The sequence below is a fragment of the Roseibium album genome, from assembly GCF_001404515.1.
In the GTDB taxonomy this organism is placed as follows: Bacteria; Pseudomonadota; Alphaproteobacteria; order Rhizobiales; family Stappiaceae; genus Roseibium; species Roseibium album.
The window spans coordinates 1-20998 of record NZ_CXWE01000016.1 but is presented as its reverse complement, the minus strand read 5'-3'; the positions used below and the strand labels follow the sequence as shown (position 1 = coordinate 20998).

The 20998-nt window shown below is 57.4% G+C and carries 21 protein-coding genes; 14 read left to right on the top strand and 7 right to left on the bottom strand.

The window, feature by feature from the left end:
* Positions 1-5 precede the first annotated feature (5 nt).
* On the bottom strand, positions 6-971 hold the full coding sequence (locus LA5095_RS30540) for an ABC transporter substrate-binding protein (RefSeq protein WP_055391753.1): 966 nt from the start codon (positions 969-971) through the stop codon (positions 6-8).
* Positions 972-1031: 60 nt separating this feature from the next.
* Positions 1032-2075 carry a D-cysteate sulfo-lyase gene (gene cuyA / locus LA5095_RS30535; RefSeq protein ID WP_186009671.1) on the bottom strand — a complete coding sequence of 348 codons (1044 nt, stop codon included), beginning with the start codon at positions 2073-2075 and terminating at the stop codon, positions 1032-1034.
* A 112-nt stretch (positions 2076-2187) separates the two neighbouring features.
* On the opposite strand from cuyA, the gene LA5095_RS30530 reads away from it, so the two are divergent.
* Positions 2188-3138 carry a LysR family transcriptional regulator gene (locus LA5095_RS30530; protein WP_055391752.1) on the top strand — a complete coding sequence of 317 codons (951 nt, stop codon included), beginning with the start codon at positions 2188-2190 and terminating at the stop codon, positions 3136-3138.
* Positions 3139-3220: 82 nt separating this feature from the next.
* On the opposite strand, the gene LA5095_RS30525 is transcribed toward LA5095_RS30530, so the two are convergent.
* Entirely contained in the window at positions 3221-3679 is a 459-nt protein-coding gene (locus LA5095_RS30525) for a MarR family winged helix-turn-helix transcriptional regulator (RefSeq protein WP_350197147.1), read from the bottom strand.
* Positions 3680-4007: 328 nt separating this feature from the next.
* On the opposite strand from LA5095_RS30525, the gene LA5095_RS30520 reads away from it, so the two are divergent.
* The 8 genes from LA5095_RS30520 to LA5095_RS30485 are packed head-to-tail and all read left to right on the top strand — an operon-like array spanning position 4008 to position 12297.
* Positions 4008-4940: a PDR/VanB family oxidoreductase gene (locus LA5095_RS30520; RefSeq protein ID WP_055391805.1), complete on the top strand. Its 933-nt coding sequence runs from the start codon at positions 4008-4010 to the stop codon at positions 4938-4940.
* 43 nt (positions 4941-4983) lie between these two features.
* Positions 4984-6294, top strand: a complete 1311-nt coding sequence (locus tag LA5095_RS30515; RefSeq protein WP_055391750.1) for an aromatic ring-hydroxylating dioxygenase subunit alpha — start codon at positions 4984-4986, stop codon at positions 6292-6294.
* Complete coding sequence (locus LA5095_RS30510; protein ID WP_055391749.1) at positions 6294-6767, top strand: aromatic-ring-hydroxylating dioxygenase subunit beta; 474 nt, start codon at positions 6294-6296, stop codon at positions 6765-6767. Before LA5095_RS30515 ends, LA5095_RS30510 begins: the two co-directional genes overlap by 1 nt.
* A complete protein-coding gene (locus tag LA5095_RS30505; protein WP_055391748.1) occupies positions 6764-8377 on the top strand; it encodes an AMP-binding protein in 1614 nt (537 codons plus the stop codon). The genes LA5095_RS30510 and LA5095_RS30505 overlap by 4 nt, the downstream gene beginning before the upstream one ends.
* Positions 8377-9552, top strand: coding sequence for a thiolase family protein (locus LA5095_RS30500; protein ID WP_055391747.1), 1176 nt, complete (start codon positions 8377-8379; stop codon positions 9550-9552). The genes LA5095_RS30505 and LA5095_RS30500 overlap by 1 nt, the downstream gene beginning before the upstream one ends.
* Positions 9549-10805: an SDR family NAD(P)-dependent oxidoreductase gene (locus tag LA5095_RS30495; protein ID WP_055391804.1), complete on the top strand. Its 1257-nt coding sequence runs from the start codon at positions 9549-9551 to the stop codon at positions 10803-10805. The genes LA5095_RS30500 and LA5095_RS30495 overlap by 4 nt, the downstream gene beginning before the upstream one ends.
* Positions 10802-11575 (top strand): cyclase family protein, encoded by a 774-nt coding sequence (locus LA5095_RS30490; protein WP_055391746.1) that lies wholly within the window; start codon positions 10802-10804, stop codon positions 11573-11575. Before LA5095_RS30495 ends, LA5095_RS30490 begins: the two co-directional genes overlap by 4 nt.
* The gene (locus LA5095_RS30485; protein ID WP_055391745.1) at positions 11572-12297 is read left to right on the top strand and encodes an SDR family NAD(P)-dependent oxidoreductase; all 726 of its coding nucleotides are present in this window, start codon (positions 11572-11574) and stop codon (positions 12295-12297) included. The genes LA5095_RS30490 and LA5095_RS30485 overlap by 4 nt, the downstream gene beginning before the upstream one ends.
* A gap of 5 nt (positions 12298-12302) precedes the next feature.
* Here the strand turns inward: LA5095_RS30485 and LA5095_RS30480 are convergent, their stop codons facing one another.
* On the bottom strand, positions 12303-12725 hold the full coding sequence (locus tag LA5095_RS30480; protein WP_306362580.1) for an acyl-CoA thioesterase: 423 nt from the start codon (positions 12723-12725) through the stop codon (positions 12303-12305).
* A 399-nt stretch (positions 12726-13124) separates the two neighbouring features.
* Between LA5095_RS30480 and LA5095_RS30475 the strand changes: the two genes are divergently transcribed.
* The 3 genes from LA5095_RS30475 to LA5095_RS30465 are packed head-to-tail and all read left to right on the top strand — an operon-like array spanning position 13125 to position 15999.
* On the top strand, positions 13125-14141 hold the full coding sequence (locus LA5095_RS30475) for a TRAP transporter substrate-binding protein (protein WP_055391744.1): 1017 nt from the start codon (positions 13125-13127) through the stop codon (positions 14139-14141).
* 9 nt (positions 14142-14150) lie between these two features.
* Positions 14151-14693, top strand: a complete 543-nt coding sequence (locus tag LA5095_RS30470; RefSeq protein WP_144436228.1) for a TRAP transporter small permease — start codon at positions 14151-14153, stop codon at positions 14691-14693.
* Positions 14686-15999, top strand: coding sequence for a TRAP transporter large permease (locus LA5095_RS30465; protein ID WP_055391743.1), 1314 nt, complete (start codon positions 14686-14688; stop codon positions 15997-15999). The genes LA5095_RS30470 and LA5095_RS30465 overlap by 8 nt, the downstream gene beginning before the upstream one ends.
* A 94-nt stretch (positions 16000-16093) precedes the next feature.
* On the opposite strand, the gene LA5095_RS30460 is transcribed toward LA5095_RS30465, so the two are convergent.
* The gene (locus LA5095_RS30460) at positions 16094-16912 is read right to left on the bottom strand and encodes a CE1 family esterase (RefSeq protein ID WP_055391742.1); all 819 of its coding nucleotides are present in this window, start codon (positions 16910-16912) and stop codon (positions 16094-16096) included.
* Positions 16913-17307: 395 nt separating this feature from the next.
* Between LA5095_RS30460 and LA5095_RS30455 the strand changes: the two genes are divergently transcribed.
* Positions 17308-18036 carry a response regulator transcription factor gene (locus tag LA5095_RS30455; protein WP_055391741.1) on the top strand — a complete coding sequence of 243 codons (729 nt, stop codon included), beginning with the start codon at positions 17308-17310 and terminating at the stop codon, positions 18034-18036.
* A gap of 17 nt (positions 18037-18053) precedes the next feature.
* Here LA5095_RS30455 and LA5095_RS30450 read toward each other — a convergent pair whose 3' ends face one another.
* The gene (locus LA5095_RS30450) at positions 18054-19406 is read right to left on the bottom strand and encodes an ATP-binding response regulator (protein ID WP_055391740.1); all 1353 of its coding nucleotides are present in this window, start codon (positions 19404-19406) and stop codon (positions 18054-18056) included.
* Positions 19403-20599, bottom strand: a complete 1197-nt coding sequence (locus LA5095_RS30445; RefSeq protein WP_055391801.1) for an FIST N-terminal domain-containing protein — start codon at positions 20597-20599, stop codon at positions 19403-19405. Before LA5095_RS30445 ends, LA5095_RS30450 begins: the two co-directional genes overlap by 4 nt.
* A gap of 185 nt (positions 20600-20784) precedes the next feature.
* Between LA5095_RS30445 and LA5095_RS30440 the strand changes: the two genes are divergently transcribed.
* The coding region (locus LA5095_RS30440) for an SRPBCC family protein (protein ID WP_144436227.1) at positions 20785-20998 on the top strand (214 nt) is incomplete at its 3' end.

The following is a 20998-nucleotide window of genomic DNA, read 5'->3' as shown; positions in this document are numbered from 1 at the left end:
CGGGACTAGAGGCCCAGCCAGGCATCCACACGGTCAGGGTTGGCTTCCACCCATTCCCGCGCGACATCTTCTGGCTCCCGGCCATTTCCGCTGATCTCGAAGGCGAAACCGCTTACATCATCCGCGGTAAGAGAGAAGTTGGAAAAGAACTCCGCAATGGCTGGTGACCGTTCGGGCAGGGAGTTGGACCATGCAATCTGCACTTTCTTCAGTGCATCTTTGGTTGTCACGTTCGATTTTTCGAACCAGTCGGCGTCGTCCGAAGGCTGCACCATGACGTATTTCGCCGGATCATAGGTCGGTTCCGTCAGCATCTTGACGTCGAACATGTACCAGATGGCGTGAGGCTTGTAGCAATAGAATGCATAGCCTTCACCCTTGGCAATGCTGTCCTTGACACGCGCGGTCTTGACGCTTTCCTCGGCACGGATCGGTTCAACGAAATCCATGAGGCCATAGTCGCGGACCTTGACCTCGTTGACGTTGGCAGATGCCCACCCGGGTGCGCCTATCCACATTTCACCCTTGCCGTTGCCGTCGCTGTCCATTTGAGCGGCGACGTCCGGGCGTCCCAGGTCGGCGATGTCGGTGATGTTGTTTGCCTCGCCGAAGTCCTTGGAGACACAGAAGCCCTGATTACCTTCATAGGGATTGGATGACAGGGTCACGGTGCCGGCGCCATCAACGTATTTCTTGGTAAAACTCTCCTGGTTGGGCAGCCAAACATCGGGATGAACGTCAATGTCGCCTTTGCCCTGATCCATCGCCTGAAATATCGTGGCGTTGTTGCCGGGAATCAGTTCGGCTTTTCCGCCAATGCGCATTTCGACCACAGCGGCAAGCAGATGTGCAATTGCCTGGGCGCCGGTCCAGGACGGAACGCCGATCTTGACTTCCTCGGCCGCAAGGGCAGGCACCGCGAACACGCTCATTGCGGTTGCGACCGTCAGACACTTCAAACTGTTTTTCATGATTCACTCCTCTGGTGGATGGTGCCGGTTGACCGGATTTTTTTGATTTTGTTTGTTCTCTTAATCCAGGCTACCGATTATCTGGTCTTCATAGGCAAATAGCGAAGTCGATCCTCCCGTATGCAGGAACAGGACATTGTCTTCGGGCTTGAAAAAACCCTCGCGGACCATGCCGATCAGCCCGGCCATGCCTTTGGCCGAATAGACAGGATCCAGCAGAATGCCTTCCTGGCGGGCCGTGAGCCGGATCGCTTCCAGGGTGGAAGTGGTCGGCAGGCCGTAGCCTTCTCCGACATAGCCGTCGTCTACCAGGATGGTTCCCGGTTCAATGTGCGGTCCGTCCAGTTTGGCCAGCGTTTTCTGCGTCGTTGCGAGGACAGCATTCAACTGGCGTTCACGCGGTTGGCGGACGCTGACCCCCATGACGGGAAGATCATAGCCGAGGATATGAAATCCCGCGACCAGGCCGGCCTGGGTGCCGGAACTGCCTGTGCCCATGACCAGCCATTGAAAACGCTGATTGGTCTCAAGGCACTGGTCCATGATTTCCTGGGCGCAGCTCACATATCCCAGGGCGCCGGTGGCATTCGACCCGCCGCCGGGAATGAAATAGGGCTTGTGTCCCTCGGCCTTCATGCGATCCGCCACATTCTGTGCTTCGGCATTCATGTCCAGGCCGCTCGGCCGGAATTCGAATGTGGTTGCAAACAGTTTGTCGAGAAATACGTTTCCGGATTCCTCGTAGGCCTGGGTCCTTCCCGGGACACGGCGTTCGAGCAGTACATGGCACTTCATGCCCAGCCGGCAGGCAGCCGCAGCTGTTTGCCGTACATGGTTGGATTGTACAGCGCCCTGCGTGATCACGATGTCGGCCCCCTCACGGAGCGCCTCGCCCATCAGAAACTCGAGCTTGCGTGTCTTGTTGCCGCCGGTCGCAAGTCCGGTGCAGTCGTCGCGCTTGATAAAAAGTTGTGGCCCGCCCAGATGCGCACTCAGGCGTGGCATGGCTTCGATGGGGGTTGGCTGATGGCATAGATCCACCCTTGGGAACCGGTCGAATTCAATACGCGTCGTTACGGTCGGCAATATTTTTTCTACAGACATTTTATGGCTCTGATTAGAATTTCCTCAAGCTCAAAATTGAGGCAAACCCAAGCTCAAATCCAATATTATGTTTGCATGACATTATGCGTTTTTTGCAATATGTTCGATTCTCATGGACATATATCTCTTCCGGGATCTGGCCCGGCTCAACAACACGGGGAACTTCTCCCAGGCCGCGGATCAAAGCAATTTGAGCCAGTCAGCTTTCAGTCGCCGGATCAGATCGCTGGAAAGCTGGATTGGGGTGACCCTTGTCGACCGGTCGCGACAGCCTGTGCGTCTCACGACGGCGGGATTGCAGATACTGGAGGCCGGCCAGCAGGCTCTCGAGCGGATCGAGCAGGAGCGTAGCCAGATCCTCGAGGCTCAGTCGCTTCCCGACAAGTACGTGGTCACGTTCGGCGCTCAGCATTCGATTGGCTGGCGGTTCTACCCGACCTGGCTTCAGGGCTTTGAGGAGACGTACGGACCCATTCTCTCGCGGCTGAGAGCGGACGACTTGCCGAATTGTTTGCGGGATCTCAAAAACGGCGATGTCGATTTCGTCATCGCCTATGAGAGCCACCATGTCCGTTACAGCGAACAGGGAACCGGGTCTCCCGAAAGTAATCCTGACAAGTCAGGGTCCCTGGTAATCGGATATGACAGTCTCATTCCGGTTTCCAAACCGCAATCGGACGGGAATCCGCTGTTCAGTTTCAGCGCCGACAAGATTGAGATGCCGTTTCTGCGTTTCGGTGAAGACGCACCGATCGCACGGCACCTGGAGCCATTGTTCAAAGGCGCGGGTCTGTCGGCCCGTCTGCGGATTGTCTATGAGAACTCCATGGCAGGTGCGCTGCGGATCCGGGCGCGTGACGGCATGGGCGTCGCGTGGCTTCCCAAAAGCCTGGTCGCGCCGGACATGAAAGCCGGGATCCTTGTGCAGACCGGCGCGCCGGAGTGGGAAGTGCCGCTCGAAATCCGTCTGTTCAGGCATAAGCCGAACTCGAACCGCGTCACGCGGTCGATATGGTCGTTCCTGGAAAGCCAACGGTCTCAACCGCTGAAACCCGGCGCATAACAGTTGTAAATTGAATGACCGGCTATGGTTTTGCCTCCCGGCAAATCCAATGGGTTCCGGTGAAACAGCAAGGTTGGCAGATCTAGTCCTGGGAAATCAGCGACGAGTTGAGCGCATCCAGCAGCCGAAGCAATGACGGCTTGATCCGTTCCGCGTCGGCAGGGCTGAGCGCCGAGAGCAGCCTTTTTTCGTGGTCTTTTGCTTCCAGGACAAGTTGAGTGCTCATCAAACGGCCGTCATCGGTAAGGTAGATCCGGACCCGGCGTCCGTCTCCCGCATCACTCTTTCGGGCAACAAGCCCGCGCTTTTCCATCTGGTCGACGATACGCGTCATGCGGGACTGTTCCATGAGCGAGAACCGCGCCAGCTGGGTTATCATCAATCCGTCCTGATCGAAAAGGCATGCAAGGACCCGCCACTCGGGTACGCGAAGTCCCAGTTTGCGCACCTTGGCATGAAACTGATGGCTGGCCGCTTCACTCGACGCTGCCAGGAGATAAAGCAGGTAGGAGGAAACGAATTTTTCCGGTGTCTGAGCCAACATCACCCCCCGTTTTGAGCAATTGCTCTTCAGGTCCCCTCAAGGGCCTTCCTGATTGTTGTCAGACCGGACCGGAATTCAACCCGGGAAGAACAACAAGGTCCGTTGCAAAGGATGCGCGGCAAGTGGATTTGCTTGCAACCCATCTCTCGAAGTTTCACAGCGCATCGCACCTCACACCGAGGTTGGCAGGTCGAAAACCTGCTCGTCTGCAATCCGGGAGACTACAAATGCGCCCCTCATTCGTTTAGCCCGGAAACTTTCAGGAAAAAAGAGGCTTGACTCAATTTATATGAAATTTCATATTTATTTCGAGGAGGGACTGCCGGTGAAACTTTTTCTTGAAAGCAGGGAGCCGGAGACGGATCAGATTGACGTCTTCAGGTTTCGGTCGAAGGTGGACGGACCTTTGCCCGGCTATGAGCCCGGCGCTCACATCGAATTCGATCTCGGACCGGCAGGCACCCGCGCCTATTCCCTGATCGACTGGCCCGAAGCCACTGATCTCTATACCGTTGCGGTCCAGCGAGAGGATGATGGCAAGGGCGGATCGAAGGCCATGCACGATCTCGCTGTTGGTCAGACGGTTTCCGTAACCGAGCCCAAAAACGACTTTCCGCTCGAACCAGATGCACCGCATAGCCTCTTGCTTGCAGGCGGGATCGGTATCACGCCGCTGATCTCCATGGCAACGCGGCTGCAGTCGCAAGGCCGGTCCTTCGCACTACACTACTCAGCCAGAACCTCGTCCAGGATGGGCTTTGCGGATCAGCTGAAATCTGCGTTTGGCGAAGCTTCACATTTTTACTTCGACGACACCGGACCCCTCGATCTGTCCGAACTCATGCAAGCTCAAACGGCCGGTTCGCATGTTTTTATCTGCGGGCCGAAAGGCATGATCGATGCGGCGCGGACCGCTGCAGCCGCTGCCGGAATTCCGGGCGACGCCGTGCATGTCGAACTTTTCAGCACGCCGGAGGTGCAGACCGGTGATTCAGCGTTTGAAATTGAAGTGCACGATACCGGGCAAGTCGTCTCCGTCGCGCCAGACCAGACTATCATCGAGGCGCTCGAGGAAGCCGGTCTCGATGTCATGTATGATTGCCAAAGAGGTGATTGCGGCATCTGTCAGACGGATGTGATCAGCGGGACGCCCGATCACCGGGATGTCGTGTTGTCTGACGCCGAGAAGGCGTCTGGGAAGGTCATGCAGATTTGTGTCAGTCGTGCGAAATCGGCGCGTCTGGTTCTGGACATCTAGGTCACGCGCCCGAAGTAAGTCGCATTCCGGAGGAGAAGCCAGCATGCGGACAGTTAGCGATATCACCGCCCTGTATACCGGGCCGCAGGTCCACAGAGACGTTTACACCAGCCCTGATATCTACAGGCTGGAAATGGAACACCTGTTCGCGAATGCCTGGGTGTTTGTCGGCCATGAAAGCCAGACGTCGAAGAAAGGTGACTACTTCACCACGCAAATCGGTGATCAGCCAGTCATTCAGGTTCGACATTCCGATGGCGAAATCTACGTGCTCTTCAACAGGTGTCCGCACAAGGGTACCAAGATCGCAATCGACCGGGATGGCAATACGGGCAAATTCTTCCGCTGCCCCTATCATGCCTGGTCGTTCAAGACGAACGGATGCCTGCTCGCGATACCTCTGAAGAAAGGCTACGAGGAGACCGGCTTTTCCGAAAGCGAAAGCGCCAAAGGCATGACACCGGTCGGGGCCGTCAAAAACTACCGGGGGTTTGTCTTTGCCCGTCTCGCGTCCGATGGGATCGACTTCGACGAGTTCTTCGGTGACAGCCTGAGTTCGATCGACAACATGGTCGACCGGTCTCCGGCAGGTCGACTGGAGATTGCCGGGCCTCCACTGCGCTACATGCACAAGTGTAACTGGAAGATGCTGGTGGAGAACCAGACGGACACCTGCCATCCGATGGTTGCCCACGAAAGTTCTGCCGGCACAGCGGTGAAAATCTGGAAGGAAATGGGCAATCCAGAGCCGCGGCCACCTGCGATGGAGATCATTGCTCCTTTCATGTCACCCTACGAGTTCTTCGAAAAGATGGGCATACGCACCTGGCCGAACGGCCACGGGCACACAGGCGTCCACCATTCGATCCATTCGGACTACTCGGCGGTTCCCGGCTATTTCGAGGCCTTGTGCGAGGCCCATGGCGAGGAGCGTGCCAGGGAGATTCTCGACGAAAACCGGCACAACACGGTCTATTTTCCGAACATCATGATCAAGGGACCGATCCAGCAGCTCAGAAACTTCATTCCGCTCGGGCCGAACAAGACGCTGGTGGAAAGCTATATTTACCGGCTGGTCGGCGCACCGGATCAACTCCTGTCTCGTACCGCCATGTACAACCGGATGATCAACGCTCCGACCTCGATGGTCGGGCACGACGATCTGGAAATGTACGAGCGGGCACAGGAAGGCCTCATGTCGAACGGCATGGAATGGGTCAACATCCAGCGGCTGCGAACCGGGGAGGAGGACTTTTCCGAGGAGACTGTCGAGAACGGTACAACGGAACGCCAGATGCGCAACCAGTTCGATGCCTGGGTTAAATTCATGACAGTATCGATGGAGGAGGCGTAATGGCCGTTTCAAAGGAACAGGTCATCGACTTCCTCTATGAAGAGGCGAGGATGCTCGACGAGGGCCGCTACGACGAGTGGCTGGCTCTCTGGCTGGAGGACGGCCACTACTGGATGCCGCTTGACTACAAGCAGACCGACCCTCATCTGGTGACGTCACTGCTTTACGAAGACATGTTCATGCTGCGTCTGCGGGTGGAGCGACTGAATGGGGCCAGAACCTTCAGTCAGAAGCCGAAGAGCCGGTGCCATCACGTGATTCAGCGCCCCTTCATAGACGAGATGACCGACAACCGGGTCGTGACCAACACATCGATGCACTACGTCGAAACCCGGCTGGACGAACAGTTTCTCCTGGCGTTGACTGCTGTGCACGAACTTGCCGTGGTCGACGGGGTGCTGCGGATCGCGAACAAGCGTGTCGATATCCTGAATTGCGATGCGGCTTTCGGCAATATTCAGCTGCTGCCATGAACGTGCCCGGTCTTTCAACTGTATATGAAGCCTTTGCGGCAACGGGAACCAGGTATCCAGACCGCCCGGTTCTGAACGTGCTTTCCGGAACGGCGAAGGTCTATGGCATTGCGCTTGGCGAAATGTCATACCGTACGGCCCTGCAGCAAATTGATGCCCTTGCAGAAGACCTGGCGCGTGCAGGATATGGTGCAGGCATGCGCGTTGCCCTTCTGTTGGAGAACCGCCCTTCCTTCTTTCTCTATTGGCTGGCGGTCAATCGTATCGGCGGTTCCGTTGTGCCGATCAATCCGGATCTGCGCGCCGCAGAGTTGGAATATCTTATCGGGCACTCGGAGCCGGCGCTGATCGTTGCGATCGAAAGCCGTCACGCTGAACTCGGATCGGCAGCGAAGGCCGCGGGCGTCAGGGCAGCTGTTGTCGGACCATCGCAGGAGTTCCCCGAACCCAGGCGAGATGCGGTGGTGATGCGGCCGAATGCAGGAGAAGCGCGGGAAGCTGCCATTCTTTATACATCCGGAACCACGGGCAAGCCGAAGGGGTGCGTTCTCCCCAATACCTATTTTCTTCTCGCAGGGCGCTGGTATGCCGGTGTTGGTGGTCTGGCAAACCTCACTGAAGAAGGTGAGCGGATGATCACGCCGTTGCCGGTCTTTCACATGAACGCCATGGCCTATTCCTTCATGGCGATGGTGACGGTGGGTGGTTGCCTTACGGTCCTGGACAGATTTCATCCGCGCCAATGGTGGTCGGATGTCGCTGCCTCGAGCGCCACTTGCCTGCATTATCTCGGTGTGATGCCCTCCATGTTGATGGGTTTCGAACCATCTCCGGGCGACCGTGCGCACTCCGTCCGGTTTGGCTTCGGGGCCGGTGTCGATCCGAAGCTGCAGGTCGCATTCGAGCAACGATTCGGTTTTCCGCTTGTGGAAGCCTGGGCCATGACCGAAACCGGTGCGGGGGCCGTGATTGCGGCGTCAACCACGGAACGGCTGGTTGCCCAGGCAAGCATCGGCATGCCGGCGAAAGACGTCGATTGTCTTATCGTCGATGACAGTGGCACCCCCTCTGATGTGGGGGAGTTGCTGGTCCGCCGCGCGGGTGGCGATCCGCGCTACGGTTTCTTTTCCGAATATTACAAGGATGCAGCTGCAACCGCCGAAGCCTGGCAGGGCGGCTGGTTTCACACCGGTGATATCGTGCGACGCGGCCGGGACGGCAATATGTTCTTCGTCGACCGCAAGAAGAACGTCATTCGGCGATCGGGTGAAAACATTGCGGCCGTGGAAGTTGAATCGATCCTCATGCGCCATCCGGACATCGAGGCGGCCGGGATTGCACCTGTGCCGGACCCTGTTCGCGGTGATGAAGTGTTTGCCTGCCTCAAGGTTCGCGGCGCAAGTCCGCAAAAGGCAGAAGCCATCACCCGCTGGTGCCTTGAACAGATGGCTTACTACAAGGCTCCGGGCTTTATCGCCTTTGTCGACAAGCTGCCATTGACCGCGACGCAAAAAATTCAGCGGGCGGCTCTGAAAGATTTGGCTGTGCAGTTGCTTGAAGATCCCGATACTGTTGCCACCGGGTACCTGAAGAAACGGCAGGCCAGTTGATGGGAAAGCGCTTGGGTTATGAGGGGATCGCGGTTACCGCTCCGTTTTCGACGCCTTATCAGCGTTATTCTATCGAGACAGCGCATTGGTGGATCGCAAGAGCACTTCGCGGGTCCTTGCGGGCTGCCGGGTTGAAGCCTGCCGATCTCGACGGCCTTTCCGTTTCCAGTTTCACATTGTTTCCTGATACCGCGGTCGGGTTGACGCAGCATCTCGGCCTCGTTCCGAGATGGCTCGACCACATTCCGATGGGTGGGGCGAGCGGTGTTGTCGCACTTCGCCGCGCCGCCCGGGCAGTCCAGGCAGGAGATGCCGATTTCGTTGCCTGCGTGGCGGGTGATACAAACCATATCGACAGTTTCCGGAATATGCTTTCGAGTTTTTCAAGGTTCGCGCAGGATGCCTCATATCCCTATGGTTATGGTGGGCCGAACGCCAACTTCGCACTCATGACCGACCGCTACATGCAGGAGTTCGGCGCGACCCGCGAGGATTTCGGCCGGATCTGTGTCGCTCAGCGCGAAAACGCGCTGAAGAACCCGAATGCGGTGATGAAGAAACAGCTGACACTTGAGCAGTATCTGTCTGCACGGCCGATTGCGGACCCGATTGCACTGTTTGATTGCGTCATGCCGTGTGCCGGCTCGGAGTGTTTTCTTGTCATGTCCGTGGAGGAAGCCACGCGTCGCAATCTTCCCTTTGCCACCATCGGCAGCACGATAGAGCGGCACAATGCGCATGCGGAAGACCCGATCCAGCTGCGTGGTGGCTGGACGCTCGATATCGACGAACTTTATGAGATGGCTGATTGCACGCCGGACGATATCGATCTCCTGCAGACCTATGACGACTATCCTGTTATCTCCATGATGCAAATGGAAGATCTCGGTTTTTGCGACAAGGGGAGTGGGCCCGAGTTCGTGCGCACCAGGAACCTGACCGTCACGGGCGATTTCCCGCACAACACGTCCGGTGGGCAATTGTCCGCCGGGCAGGCAGGTGCAGCGGGCGGCTTCATTGGGCTCGTGGAAGCGCTCCGCCAGGTTCAGGGCGTTGCAGGCGGCACCCAGGTGAAAGACGCCAGTAAGGCGTTGGTCTCCGGTTTCGGCATGATCAACTATGATCGCGGTGTATGCACCAGCGCAGCGATCCTGAAATCGGGAGTGTCTGCATGACGCCACCGCTCCGGCCGCCTTCCAAAAAGGATCCGCAGAAGCGAACAAAGCCGCCACTGCGTCCACCCGAGGCCCGGTCTCGTGCAGCGCTTGGTCTGACTGCCGCAGCCGCCGAGGGGCGCTTCGCGTTACAGGTCTGCGAAGAGTGCGCCACCGTCCAGTATCCGCCGCGTGACGCCTGTAAAGCCTGCTTGTCGACGGACCTGGTGTGGCGGGATCAGTCTTCGTCCGGCACGTTGCTGGCGGAGACGACGGTTCGCACGTCAACAAAGCTCTATTTCCGCGAACGCATGCCCTGGCGCATGGGATCTGTCCGGCTGGATGTCGGACCGGTGATCCTCTGTCACCTTCATGGTGATTGTCGCCGCGACGACAAAGTGACGATCCTCAACCGGCTGGATGCAGCCGGCCAGGGTGTATTGCTGGCAGTGCCGGCGGAAAGGACGGACAATATGGACGACGACCCGCAACTGCGCGCACTGTCTGCCGACCCGAAGCACCGCCGTATCCTGATAACCGACCTGCGCAATCCCAACACGCCTGCGCTGGCAGGGGCTCTGCTTGATGCCGGCGCTGCAACGGTGTTTTTGGGCGAATCTGAAAGCTGGCGTCCGCATGCCAACCGAAGCACGCTCGCGGAACTTGAGAATGTTGAAATTCTTCCACTTGATGTGACGGATACGGCCTCGGTCGAAAAACTTGCGGGTGAGATTGGTGGAAAGACCGACATTCTGATCAACAACGCCCGTTTCATGCGACCGGGCGGGGCCCTGGATCGCGGCGACACTGCATTCGCCCGCGAAGAAATGGACGTCAACTATCTTGGTCCGATGCGCCTTGCACAGGCTTTCGGACCTGGAATGTGCTCGCGTACCGGAGACGGTGTCAATTCGGCTGCCGCCTGGGTCAATATCCTGTCCGTTCATGCCCTTTCCAACGCGCCAGAATACGGGTGCTTCACCGCCTCCAACGCTGCAGCCTATTCATTAAGTCAGTCCTTGCGCGGCGAATTCCGGACATCGGGACTCCGCGTGATGAACGTCTTCACCGGGCCGACAGATGACGATTGGTATCAGGAACTACCACCTCCCAAGGTGGCTCCGAACGCACTTGCGCGTGCTGTGGTTGCTGGATTGAAGCAGGGGTTGGAAGACGTCTGGTGTGGTGATGTCGCAAACGAAATCCGTGAGCGTTGGCGGAGGGATCCCAAGGTTCTCGAACGTGAACTCACGCAAGGAGTAGAGGGAGCATGACGGCTCTGGAAACCCTGGTGTCCGGCCTTGCTGGAGGCTCGGTCAGGATCATCGATCTTACGCACACTCTTGATCCGGATTTCCCGGTAATCGTGCTTCCGCCCGAGTTCAATCAGTGCGCCCGTTTCCGAATGGAAGAAATCAGCGCTTATGATCATCGTGGGCCCGCGTGGAAATGGCACAATATTTCGATGTCCGAACACACGGGCACTCATTTCGATGCCCCATCCCACTGGATTTCCGGTCGGGACGTCCCCAGGGGGGCTGTTGATGAAATTCCGATCGAGGCTTTCGTCGGTCCTGTCGTGGTCATAGACTGTTCAAGTGGCGCTGCTGAGAACGAGGATTTCGAGCTGACGCCTGATTTTATTGCCGGTTGGGAAGCCGAGCATGGCGAAATTCCCGAAGATGCATGGGTGTTGATGCGGACTGACTGGTCGAAACGCAGCGGTGCCGATTATCTGAACATGCGTGAAGATGGACCGCACTCCCCCGGCCCGACCCCCGACGGCATCCGGTTTCTCATCGAAGAACGGAATATTCGCGGCTTTGGAACCGAAACGGTCGGTACCGATGGCGGTCAGGGCGCTCACTATACGCCACCCTATCCGGCGCATTTTTACCTGCACGGCGCCGGGAAATACGGTTTGCAGTGTCTTGCAAACCTGGATCAGCTTCCTGCAACCGGTGCCGTATTGATTGCGGCTCCCCTGAAAATCAAGAACGGAACCGGCAGCCCGCTCCGCGTTCTGGCAATGGTGAGCGAATGAGTGAATTTACGGCAGTCATTACCGGTGGCAACAAGGGCATCGGGGCCGATCTTGCGGAAAGGCTGCTCGGACAGGGCTATACCGTCGTGTCGGTGGCGCGCGCGGCTCCGGAAAAGAACCATCCCAACCTGCATTCGGTTGAAGCGGATCTCCTGGATCCGGAGGCCGTTGCAGCCGCAGCTGAAACCATTGGTGCCGAATTTCAGGTCTCGCACCTGATCCACAATGCCGGGCTTATCTGGCCGAACCTGGTGGAGGAGGCAAGGCCAGAAGACATTACCGGCCTGGCGCAACTGCATCTGGGGTCGGCTCTTACGCTTCTTCAGGCCGCACTACCCGGAATGAAAGAGCGCAAATTCGGCCGTGTGATGTTCAATGCCTCCCGTGCTGCGCTCGGAGCGCCTACAAGGACGGCTTACAGCGCGAGCAAGGCCGGAATGATCGGAATGGCGCGCACCTGGGCATTGGAACTTGCTCCGCACGGCATCACCGTAAATGTGGTTGCACCGGGCCCGGTCCTGACTGACAATTTCTGGGGTATCGTTGAAAAGGACAGTCCGCAGCAGGAGGCATTGGCAAAGCGCATTCCGGTGGGCCGTATTGGCACGGTGCAGGATGTAACCAATGCATTCCTGTTTTTCTGCAATCCGGAGAACAGCTTCGTCACCGGACAGACGCTTTATGTCTGCGGTGGCGCGAGCGTCGGGACACTTGCGATCTAGCCCGTTCAGGTTTTGTCTTCCTGGATGCACGCGAGCAGGGCTTCCTTGACGTCGTCCGGCCACGGAATGGATGTATGTTCGTCCAGGTTGCTCGCCGCGAGCACCTGAGTGCTCGACCAGCGCTTCTGTCCCTTGCAGTTGATCTCGTGATGCAAGGTGACCGACGACCGGCCCACGCGCTGGACTGTTACCTCGAATTCCAGCTCTTCGCCGAAGAACGAGGGACTAGAAAAGTCGCTCGAAATGTGGACCGTCGGCGTGCCCCAGCGTTCCTCCCAGATGATCTTGTGCCACGGAAAGCCCAGATGCAGCCAGAACTCCTCGTTCACACCGTTCAGGATGTTGAGGTATGATGGAAAATAGGCGGTGCCGGAGATGTCACAATCGCCGAAATTGAGCATGCGTTTGGTTTTGAAGGGAATTTCCAATTCTTTCCTCCCAATTGATTTCCCAGATATACAATGGATTGCGCGCCGGGTGCACAAGAATTGAAAATGCACGACATTTGTGTTTGCATTTATCGTCCGGTCGGTCAATAATACATCAGCCGAAACGAATGCGGTGAATTTCGAACGAGAGAATCGTGCCAGGTCGCCGAATGATCGCGCAAAGCGAGGGGACGGCTGACGTTTTCATCGTCTGATCGACTGTCGCGACTGACGATTTGGGTTGTAGTCTCTTGTCACAAGACTCTTCACAGGTTGCAAAAAATATATGCAGTTTCATATTTCTTGACAAGCAGCCGGGTTGAAGGGAAGATTTGAAGTCTGGTCTCGGGCGAGGAGGAAAAGCCCTGAAGTGAGACACACATTCCGAGGGAGAGGAAAATGAATTCGCTTGTCAGGATTGCAGGGGCAACGGCTGTTTCGCTCTGCTTGAGCGTATCGGCGCTTTCCGCCGAAACCGTTTTGAAGATTTCGAGCTGGCTGCCGCCAACTCATGGCATCAATACCGAGATATTTGCCGGCCTTGTCGACATGATGGAAGATGCGACGGGTGGTGAAGTAACGGGTGAACTGGTTTTCGGTCTTGCCCCGCCACCGGCGCAGATGGACCTTGTACTTGATGGCGCAGCGGACATGGCGATCATCTTTCACGGTTACCAGCCGGGCCGGTTTGTAGGAACCAAACTGATCGAACTGCCGGGATACGAGGGCAGCGCAGAAGCGGCTTCCGTCGCCTATTGGCGTGTTCACGACGAACATCTTGCCGCTCTCGACGAGCATCGCGGCGTGAAGGTCATTTCCCTGAATACCCACGGTCCCGGACAGATTCATTCCAGCAAGGACGTCGCAAGCCTGGCTGATATGAACGGTCTGAAAACCCGTATCGGCGGTGGTGTTGCCGGCGACGTGGGCGCTGCCCTCGGACTGATCGGTATCAACGTTCCCGCACCCAAGGTTTACGAAACCCTGGACTCAGGAGCTGCCGATGCCGTCGCCATGAACGTGGGCGAGCGTGTCGGCTTCAAGCTGAACGAGGTTGCCAAGAACCTTTACGACATGCCTGGTGGTCTTTACCGTGGCTCCTTTGCCATCATCATGAGTCAGGAAACTTTCGACAGCCTGCCGGAAGATGTTCAAAAGGCGCTCGATGAAAAAGTCTTCGGAGAGCCGGCCAGCCGCATGGCGGGTGCCGCCTGGGACAAGTCGGACAAGATCGCCTATGAAGCGACCAAGAACGCCGAAGGAACCAAGATAACGCCTGCCAGCGAAGACGACGTTGCTGCCTTCGAAAAGATCTCGAAGGATGTGACCGACAAGGTTCTGGCCGAACTTCAGGACGCCGGACTGGATGCCAAGTCCGCCTATGAAATGGTCAAGAAAGAGATGGCCGGAAACTGACGAAACCCGATGGTCCGGCTTCGCGCCGGGCCTTCGGCTTCAAAGGGATCTCTTGTGTCGCACTTCCTAAAGCTTGCGGTCCGCCTGCCGGCCGTCCTCGCTTCGCTTGCTCTCTTCGTGCTCATGGTCATGACATTCTGCGATGTCGTGCTTCGCTCGGTGTTCAACGCCCCGATTGAAGTGGCCGCGGACATGACCCGATTGTTGATGGCGATCATGGTATTTTCAGTGTTGCCGGTTGTCTCGGCACAAGGTGGGCATATCAGCGTTGATCTGCTTGATGGATTTTTCAAGCGGAACCACCTCGCGCGCTGGCGCGATGCATTTACCAACCTTTTTTGCGGTGTGATCCTGATCTGGCCGGCAATACGCGTCTTCGTTCTGGCTGAGCGCAGCAGATCCTACGGTGATGTCATGGAGTATCTTGGCGTGTCCCTTCATTATGTGGGCTGGTTTATCGCTGCTGTGACTGCCGTGACATCCGTTGTCCTGATCGTCCGGGGTCTCGGATATCTTTTTGCCCCGAAATTGATGAGCGCACCGCATGCTTGAAGGTCTTCTCGGTTTCGCAGCGGTGCTGGCCCTGGTGATGCTGCGCATTCCCATCGCCTTTGCCATGGGCTTTGTCGGCATGATCGGCTTCATGATCGAGACCAGCTATCGGGCGTCGATCTCCATGGCGGCGCGTCTGATCATCGACACCAGCCAGGACTATGGTCTGTCCGTTGTGCCACTGTTTATCCTGATGGGCCTGTTTGTGAACAAGGCCGGGATCAGCCGGGAGCTTTATGCAGCGTCCAACGCGTTTCTCGGTCATCTTCGTGGCGGACTGGCGATGGCAACCATTGTCGCTTGTGGTGGTTTTGCCGCCATCTCCGGCTCGTCCCTTGCGACGGCTGCAACCATGTCGAAGGTCGCGATGCCCGAAATGCGGCGTTTCGGTTACAGCGACAAGCTGTCGACTGCGTCGATTGCAGCGGGCGGAACACTCGGTATTCTCATTCCCCCGTCCGTCATCCTCGTCATCTATGGCCTGTTGACGGAAACCTCCATCGGCAAGCTGTTTGTTGCCGGTGTGATCCCGGGCCTCATCGGTATCCTGCTTTATCTGGTCGCCGTGAAGTTCACGGTCTGGCGTGATCCGGATGCGGGCCCTGCCGGACCGCGCGCAACCGGCGCGCAAAAACTGTCCGCCCTGAAGGATGTCTGGGCAGTCCTGCTGCTATTCTTTCTGGTGATCGGCGGGTTGTATGGTGTCTTTGATATTCCACCTCTCAACCTGAGTTTCTCCCCGACCGAAGCTGCCGGCATGGGCGCCATGGGAGCTTTTCTGATTGCGATAGCCCGGCGCCGTCTTTCGATATCGACAACTTTCGAGGCGCTCCGGGAAACCGCCATGACGACGGCCGGTCTCTTTGCCGTTCTGATCGGAGCCTGGATCTTCTCGAATTTCGTCAACGTTGCAGGTCTTCCGGCCGCCCTCAGTAACCTTGTGACCGCATACGACCTGCCGCCCTGGATGGTCATGTGCATCATATTGTTGATCTATATTGCGCTCGGTTGTGTCTTTGAGAGCCTCTCCATGCTGCTCCTGACGGTGCCGATCTTCTTTCCGATCGTTACGGGGCTTGGCTATGATCCGATCTGGTTCGGCGTCATCGTGGTGGTCGTTACCGAAATCAGCCTTATCACTCCGCCGGTGGGCCTGAACGTGTTCGTGCTCAGGGCGGTGGTAAGAGACGTGCCGACTGCAACGATCTTCAAGGGCGTGACGCCGTTCTGGATGGTGGATATCGTCAGGCTGCTTCTGTTGCTGTCGCTGCCCGCCCTTGTCCTGTTTCTTCCGAACCAGATGTGACCCGGTTCCGGCAAGAGCCGGCAGATCATATCCGGCACGCAAAGGGCCGGCGTGTCCGGGGCTTCCGGCAACGCGCTCATCCGGCAATATGCTGTCAGGAGTTCTCGCCGAGCCTGTATTTCTTGAGGGCCCGTTCCAGGGCGGTGGCGATCCAGCCCTTGGGAACGATATGGCCCCGCTGATGAAGGCACAACATGACTTCCTTGCCGCTTTGACAAGTCGACCAGGTACGGCAGTCGTGACCGTTCAGCGTTTCCTGTCCGTCCGGCTCCGCCGCGCAAAGATTTGTCCGGCGCCAGAGATCGACGGCAGCGTTCGGATCACCGTCTGGCCCGAGCGGCAGGTCCATGACATTGTCCTTGAAACCGTGAACATGCATGACATTTACCGGTCCGGTTGGGCATGTCATGCTTTCCTGCCTGAAAAGCGTGCCGGCGGCAGGCAGAATACCCGCGATCAGATCCGCGGAATCGCACGCCACGCGCCAGGCCATCGCGGAGCCGTAGGAAAAGCCCGTTGCGAAGATTCTGCTTTTGTCGATGGGATACCGTTTCGCCACATCTTCGATCACGGCGCGAACAAACGGGACGTCGCGGTTGCCGCGATCCCAGAAGTCCCAGGTTCGGCCAAGACCTTCCGGCGCCACCAGCAGTGCGCCGTTCTGGTTGATCGCGCTCAGAACCTTCGGGTTTTTCAGGGGATGTTTGGAATCGCGTTTCCAGCCATGAAAATGGATCAGAACCGGCAGCGCTTGTTTGCCGTCCCAACCCTCTGGCGGCTTTGCACGATACAATCGCTCGTCAACGCTGCATGCCGCTTCCAGCCCGCAGGGATGGTCCTTTTGTTCCTGGGCATGACCGGCGGCAAAACCAAAGGTCATGAACAAAAGACCGGCGACCGTCAGAAATCTCATGGGCAGTTACCAATTTTCCTTTGGGATCGACGATCGGACCTTAAGGTGCGCACACCACTGGACCAACTCAAAACGCCGTTAGTTGCGGTTGATGAAGCGACCGTTGCCAGGGGAGTGTCCATGTCATTCCATCCCGGGTCTGGTCCTTCCCGGCCGGTTCGAGTATCGTCGCCCGACCGATTGCCTGGGACATGGGTGGTAATGCTGCGGGAGAGGCACAAACCCGTACCAGCACGGATTATGCAGGGTTTTGAAACGCGCATGATCGGTGATGTCCTGACAAGGCACGGCTCGGTACATCCGGCGGCTTGTCGGACGGACGCGTTCCGGCTGCCGCACGATCATGAAGATGTGAAACGACCGCTGCAATTGTCCACAGCCTGGAGGAGAGAGGCATGTCAATTGAGCGTGGCAGCGCCACGAGGTTCCTGATCATTGACGATCATCCCCTTTTCCGGGAAGCGCTTCACAGTGCCGTGGAGCTTGCCTATCCCGATTCGGATGCGCTTGACGCCGCGTCGCTGGAGGACGCCTGTGAACTGCTGGATGACGATGAAGGATTTGACCTTGCGCTTCTGGATCTGTCGATTCCCGGTGTGACAGGCATGGATGGGCTTTTGCACTTGAGAGCGCATTATCCGAGGCTTCCGGTTGTCGTCGTCTCAGGATCGGAAGATGCGCCGATCGTCGCCCAGGTAATGGCCTACGGCGCGGCCGGGTTCATTCCGAAATCCTCCAAGAAGGCCACGCTGGCGCACGCTATTCAGCAGGTCATGAACGGCGCGACCTATCTGCCCGACAAATACAGTGCCACGAATGACGAACCTCTTGATGACGTGACACGGGATATGATCGAGCGACTGTCCAGTCTGACGCCGCAGCAGATCCGGGTCCTTCGGATGATCTGCAATGGACTGTTGAACAAGCAGATCGCCTATGAGCTGCAGGTCGGCGAGACGACTGTGAAGGCGCATGTTTCGGAAATCCTGCGCAAACTGGGTGTTTCAAGCCGAACGCAGGCAGTCATCGAAGTGAAGAAGCTGGAAGCTCTCGGAACCGCAGAACCGTTCGACACCAGCGCAACGGCGCACCCGGGCGAAAAGCCGGTGTCGCAGCACAGTTGAAACGACGCAGGCACAGGTTACTTGTTCGAGTTGATGAGGTGAGTTGCCAGAGCCCGGAGTTGAGCAGGTTTGACCGGCTTGGGCAGATGTTCGACACCGAGATGTTTTGCGTGTTCCACGAGTGTCTGCGATGAATCGGCTGTTGCCAGAATCGTCGGGACCCGTAAGGGCATAACGTCAAACAGACGCTCCAGCGTGTCCGTCCCCAGATGTCCGAAATCGAGATGATGATCGGCAATGATCAGATCCGGCAACCAGGTCATTCCTTCAAGCGCCTCAAGCGCCTGGGGCGTTGACCGCGCTATCCTGTAGTGACATCCCCATTTGGCAAGCAATCCTTCCATGGCCTCCAGTACGGCCGGGTCGTTTTCGATCACGAGTATCTTTTTCCCGGCGAGATTTGCATTGGCTGCCGGAGACGGCACGGAAACCGCAACCGTGCTGACGAGCGAAGGAGGGGCGTCTGTCCGCCTGGCACGGATACGGAAGACACTCCCTTTTCCCGGAACCGAGCGCACGGAGACCTTGTGATTGAGCGCGGTCACCAATCGTCTGACAATCGCCAGACCAAGGCCCAGCCCTGTTCCGTGCTCCGCGTCGCCTTGAGGAAGCGGTCCGCGGTGAAATTCCTCGAAGATCATTTCTAGCTGGTCTTCGTGGATCCCCGCTCCGGTATCGATGACTTCGATCGAGATGTCGTCTCCACGCCGCCGCGTTCCGATCAGAACGCCGCCACGGTCCGTGTAGCGAATGGCATTCGTAATCAGGTTCTGAAGCGCGCGCCGCAGCATCAGGCGGTCCGTGTAGACGCAATCGTTGGTCACGGCGACTCGCAGACGAAGGCCCTTTTTTTCCGCTATGGGGCGCAGGTCGGACAGGAGACTGGCAAGAATCGGCGGAATTGGCACCGACGCGAAACGGGGTGTGGTGACGCCGGCGTCGAGTTTCGAGATGTCCAGCAGCGTACGTAGCAGCTCGTTCATGGTGTCCAGTGACCGTTCGACCTGGTTCACCATCAGGCGGGCCTGCTCTGAAACCTGCAGGTCGTAAAGGGATGATATCGTCAGCTGTGCCGCGTTGAGCGGTTGGAGAATGTCATGACTTGCAGCGGCAAGGAACTGCGTCTTCGATCGGTTGGCACCTTCTGAAATATCCTTTTGACGGGCAAGTTCGATATTGGTTTCCTCGAGCGTACGGAGCGTTGATGTCAGTTCGTCCGTGCGCCGCCGCACCTGCCCTTCCAGGGAGATTGCGGTCTGGAACAGCGAAAAGGCGTTTCTCTGCTGGTCCATTGCCTGCTCGACCCGGTCCACCAGCGCGGCGTTGATCTTCTGCAGTCGGATGACGTCGTCAATGTCGGACAGGCTCATGATGCTTCTCCCGCAGCTTCAGGAAGGCGTGCGAAAGCAATTCCGGTAAAGGTCTGATTGAGATGCATTGACAGATACTGTTCGCCGTAGGTGTTGAAACCGACAACATTGTACTTCTGGTAGATCTTCTGAATTCTCTGTGTTGCCTGACGGTTCTGTGCGTCGATCCGGCGAAGGACGCAGTCGAACCCCAATACGAAATCGATATCGCCGATTTCTCCAACCACATTCTCGAAGGCCTCGTTGGTCGACCTTGTCATGCCGGTTGGCTCGGCAACGGTCAAAACGATGCCGTCGTCGATCGCACAGAAAAAGGACAGCGACCCGTCCGGGTTTACCTTCTGGACCGATCGGCAATAGTACTCGCCGCCGACCCGCACCACCAGCGGATGGGAGGCAAAACTCATCGGCGACAGGGCTCCCGGATCGATGCCGACGGCACGGGCATATTCGGCAGCTGCTTCCGTGGCGTTGAATTCGTAGATAATACGGCGCTCGGGATCGGAACTCGTCACGACAAGCTTGCGATCGGTCGGAACGAAATTGTCGGTTTTGAAGATCTTGAATGGAACTATGCTGCGGAAGAAAAGCACGATCGCACAATTGTCTCCGATTTCACCATCGAGGATCAGGGACGTTTTTTTGAAGCGCATGCTGTCCCCGGCCGATCCTCCAAGCAAGGGGATATCCTCCAGTGCCCAGTGAAGCGCTGCCGTTACCATTTCCTCGACAACCGACATGCCGTCGATGAGGCAGATGGCGAATACGTCTCCGGGTTCGTTCGTTCCCGAAAGCGCATCGCCGGTATTTGCGAATGTCTGCCGGGCCTCCTTGACCTGTGCAACAATCCGGTCGAAGCCGATGGTACGGATCCCGTCGATGCGCACCGCGGTCGCCAGAAAAAGGTCCTTTGGAAACAACACGGCCAGACATTGACCGACTTCTTCGTCCGGCCCACCGATTTCACCTGCGGTCGAACAGGCGGCGTAAGTCAGTTCCGGAGCGTGTTCGGCCATCCGGTTCTTGATCGCATCGGCCGGGAAGCAGTCTTGTGAAAAAAACAGCAGTCCGATTGCGTATCGTCCCGACCGGGCGGCCGTTCCGATATCGACCCAGAATGAATGTTCTTCCTGCGGACTGGTGGTCAGCACCACCACGCCGCACTCGTGGCGCGTCCCGAAGTGTGGGTTCAATCTCTCCTCCCGCGGTGCGGCGTCCCTTGTTTTCGGGCAATCCGTCACCACGCTCAATTTGTAGCTTTAGAATCCGAAACTTGTAAAGCGGGACCCGACCCGGCCTAAAGTACAGTGTACAGTCGCAATTCTCTGTTCTTTTCTAGTGATCCTGATTTTTTAAGATATTCAGGTGGGAGGACACTATGGATATTTCGGGCAGCCAATTGATTCCGGCGAGCCGTGAAGAGGTATGGCGCGCGCTGAACGACCCTGAGGTTTTGAAAGCCTGCATACCTGGTTGCGAGAGCTTGGAAAAAACGTCCGAGACGGAAATGAATGCAGCGGTGACGACAAAGATCGGACCGGTTAAGGCGAAGTTCAAGGGAGCGGTCACGCTTGAGGATCTCAACCCGCCCG